Origin of the sequence: Streptomyces sp. NPDC059456 (genome assembly GCF_042750055.1) — a bacterium.
Lineage (GTDB): Bacteria > Actinomycetota > Actinomycetes > Streptomycetales > Streptomycetaceae > Streptomyces.
In genome coordinates this window covers 376-3763 of record NZ_JBHYVA010000773.1, presented here as the reverse complement: position 1 = coordinate 3763, position 3388 = coordinate 376, and the positions used below count along the sequence as shown (strand labels likewise).

Sequence of the window (3388 nt, the reverse complement as noted above, 5' to 3'; positions counted from 1 at the left end):
CCCCCTTGGTGCGCAGTTCCTGCGCGAGCGCCCGGCGGGCCAGGCCCCGGCCGCGGTGCCGGGACTCGACCCAGGCCCCGGCGAAGGCGGCGTCGTCGATCAGGCCGACCTCCTCGAACCGGGAGAGGACCTCCTGTGACACCTCTTCGGGGATGCCCCGCTTGTCCAGGGCGTCCGCGAGCTGCCGCCGGGTGCGCGGCATCCCGGTGAGCAGGCGCAGGCAGATCGCCCTCGCCTGCTCCTCGGGACTCTGGGGCGGCAGTTCCGGGCGGCTTTCCCGGCCGCCTTCGCGACGGCCCTCCCGGCCGCCGGTTCCGCCGCCCCTTTCCTGCTCCCGCACGGTCAGCTCTTGGCGACGGCGGCCTTGGCCGTCGTCTTGGCCTTCGACGCGGGGGCGGGCACGGCCGCGGCGTCGGCCGGCGCAGCAGCGGTGGCCGCCTCGTCGGTGGCGGCGTCCTTGCGCACGCCCACGCCCAGCTTCTCCTTGATCTTCCGCTCGATCTCGTTGGCGAGGTCGGGGTTGTCCTTCAGGAAGTTGCGGGCGTTCTCCTTGCCCTGGCCGAGCTGGTCGCCCTCGTACGTGTACCAGGCGCCGGCCTTGCGGATGAAGCCGTGCTCCACGCCCATGTCGATCAGGCCGCCCTCGCGGCTGATGCCCTGGCCGTAGAGGATGTCGAACTCGGCCTGCTTGAAGGGCGGCGCGACCTTGTTCTTGACCACCTTGCAGCGGGTGCGGTTGCCGACCGCTTCCGTGCCGTCCTTGAGGGTCTCGATGCGGCGGATGTCGATGCGCACGGAGGCGTAGAACTTCAGCGCGCGGCCACCGGTGGTGGTCTCCGGCGAGCCGAACATCACACCGATCTTCTCGCGCAGCTGGTTGATGAAGATCGCGGTGGTCTTGGACTGGTTGAGCGCGCCGGTGATCTTCCGGAGCGCCTGGCTCATCAGTCGGGCCTGGAGACCCACGTGCGAGTCGCCCATCTCGCCCTCGATCTCCGCACGCGGCACGAGCGCGGCCACGGAGTCGATGACGATGAGGTCGAGGGCGCCGGAGCGGACCAGCATGTCCACGATCTCCAGCGCCTGCTCGCCGGTGTCCGGCTGCGACAGGATGAGGTTGTCGGTGTCGACGCCGAGGGCCTTCGCGTACTCGGGGTCGAGCGCGTGCTCGGCGTCCACGAAGGCGACGGTGCCGCCGGCCTTCTGCGCGTTGGCCACGGCGTGCAGGGTCAGGGTCGTCTTGCCGGAGGACTCCGGGCCGTACACCTCGATCACACGGCCGCGGGGCAGCCCGCCGACGCCGAGGGCGATGTCCAGCGCGGTCGACCCGGTGGGGATGACCTCGATGGGGTCGTTCGGCTTGTCGCCGAGGCGCATGACCGCACCCTTGCCGAATTGCCGTTCAATCTGTGCGAGAGCGGCGTCGAGAGCCTTCTCGCGGTCGGTGCCTGCCATGGGTTCCACCCGGTTTGCTTGAGTCGATCGCTTCACGCCATTGACGCTAACGCCTGCCACTGACAATGCGCTCCCACGCCCGTTTCGGCTGTGGATAACTCATCAGAATGGATGTTCGATTTCCCTGTCAAGCGCACCACGCCCGCACCACGCACCGCCCGGCGCGGCCGCCACGTCCCACTCGATTGACAACCCAGGGTTGACACTCATGCGACTGTCAACCTAGGGTTGCACTCATGACGAACCCTTCGGTGGAACCCGTTCGCATGACCAATCCGGTACGCCTCGACGACCTGATCGAGGCCATCAAGAAGGCCCACACCGACAGCCTGGAGCAGCTCAGCGGCGCCGTCGTCGCCGCCGAGCACCTCGGGGACGTCGCCGACCACCTCATCGGCCACTTCGTCGACCAGGCCCGCCGCTCCGGCGCCTCCTGGACCGACATCGGCCGCAGCATGGGCGTCACCCGCCAGGCCGCCCAGAAGCGCTTCGTCCCCAAGAGCGACAAGGGCGACGGCAACGACCTCGACCCCGGCCAGGGCTTCGCCCGGTTCACCCCCCGCGCCCGCAACGTCGTGGTGACCTCCCAGAGCGCGGCCCGCAGGGCCGGCGGCACCGAGATCCGCACCGAGCACCTGGTCCTCGGCCTGCTGGCCGAGCCCGACGGGCTCGCCATGATGGCCCTGGGCGCGCAGCACGTCTCCGCCGACGCCGTGCGCGCCGCCGCGACCGCAGCCCTGCCCGAGGCCTCCACCGACATCCCGGACCTGATCCCCTTCGACACCGGCGCCAAGAAGGCCCTGGAGCTGACCTTCCGCGAGGCGCTGCGCCTGGGCCACGGCTACGTGGGCACCGAGCACATCCTGCTCGCGCTCCTCGAACTGGAGAACGGCGAGGGCCTGCTCAGCGGGCTCGGCGTGGACAAGGCCGCCGTCGAGGCGACCGTCACCGAAGCCCTGGCAGCCGTACTCGGCGAGAGCGACGGGAAGTAGCGGACTCCGCGCCTCGCGCCCCCTCCGTCAGCGCGTACCGCTTCACGTACGCGCCGAGGAAGGCCTGCAGCGTGGCGACGGCCGGGATCGCGATGAGCGCCCCGACCGCGCCCAGCAGGGCCGTGCCGGCGATGACCGAGCCGAAGGCCACCGCGGGGTGGATGTCCACGGTCCGCGCGGTCAGCTTCGGCTGGAGGACGTAGTTCTCGAACTGCTGGTAGATCACGACGAACCCGAGGACGTACAGCGCGTACCAGGGGTCGACGGTGAACGCGATCAGCATCGGCAGCGCGCCCGCCAGGTAGGTGCCGATGGTGGGGATGAACTGGGAGACCAGCCCCACCCACACCGCGAGGGCGGGCGCGTACGGCACGTCGAGGACCGCGAAGACGACGTAGTGCGCGATGCCGGACACCAGGGCCATCAGGCCGCGCGAGTACAGGTAGCCGCCGGTCTTGGCGACGGCGATCTCCCAGGCGCGCAGCACCTCCGACTGCTTCGCCGGCGGCAGTACGGAACACAGCGCACGCCGCAGCCTCGGCCCGTCGGCGGCGAAGTAGAAGGAGAAGAGACCCACCGTCAGCAGTCGGAAGAGTCCGCCGAGCACGGTGGCGGAGACGTCGAGCACGCCGGTGGCGCTGTTCTGCACGTACTTCTGGAGCCAGTCGGAGTGCAGCAGGCTGTCCTGGATCGCGAGCCGGGACAGCTTGGTGTGGAAGGTGGTGTTGATCGAGTCGATCACGCGGTCGAGGTAGCGCGGGAAGCCCTCCACCATGTCGACGATCTGCCCGGCGAGCATCGAGCCGAGCAGCACGACGAACCCGGCGGCGGCGATGAACACGCCCAGGAACACGAGGAAGGTGGCGAGCCCCCGGCGCCTTCCGCCGGCCCCAAAACGCGCCCCCGCGGGGTCGGACGCGGGCCCGACGTCGCACCCCCAC

At 70.3% G+C, this 3388-nt stretch carries 4 protein-coding genes; 1 reads left to right on the top strand and 3 read right to left on the bottom strand.

The features are described 5' to 3' along the window. The coding region (locus tag ACFXA3_RS38215; RefSeq protein ID WP_385195213.1) for a regulatory protein RecX at positions 1 to 340 on the bottom strand (340 nt) is incomplete at its 3' end. A gap of 2 nt (positions 341 to 342) precedes the next feature. After that, positions 343 to 1455 carry a recombinase RecA gene (gene recA, locus ACFXA3_RS38210; protein ID WP_054225880.1) on the bottom strand — a complete coding sequence of 371 codons (1113 nt, stop codon included), beginning with the start codon at positions 1453 to 1455 and terminating at the stop codon, positions 343 to 345. A 236-nt stretch (positions 1456 to 1691) separates the two neighbouring features. Between recA and ACFXA3_RS38205 the strand changes: the two genes are divergently transcribed. Next, positions 1692 to 2447, top strand: coding sequence for a Clp protease N-terminal domain-containing protein (locus tag ACFXA3_RS38205; RefSeq protein ID WP_385195209.1), 756 nt, complete (start codon positions 1692 to 1694; stop codon positions 2445 to 2447). On the opposite strand, the gene ACFXA3_RS38200 is transcribed toward ACFXA3_RS38205, so the two are convergent. Next, on the bottom strand, positions 2401 to 3388 hold a 988-nt coding region (locus ACFXA3_RS38200), incomplete at its 5' end, for an AI-2E family transporter (protein WP_385195206.1). The two genes, ACFXA3_RS38205 and ACFXA3_RS38200, sit on opposite strands and share 47 nt — an antisense overlap.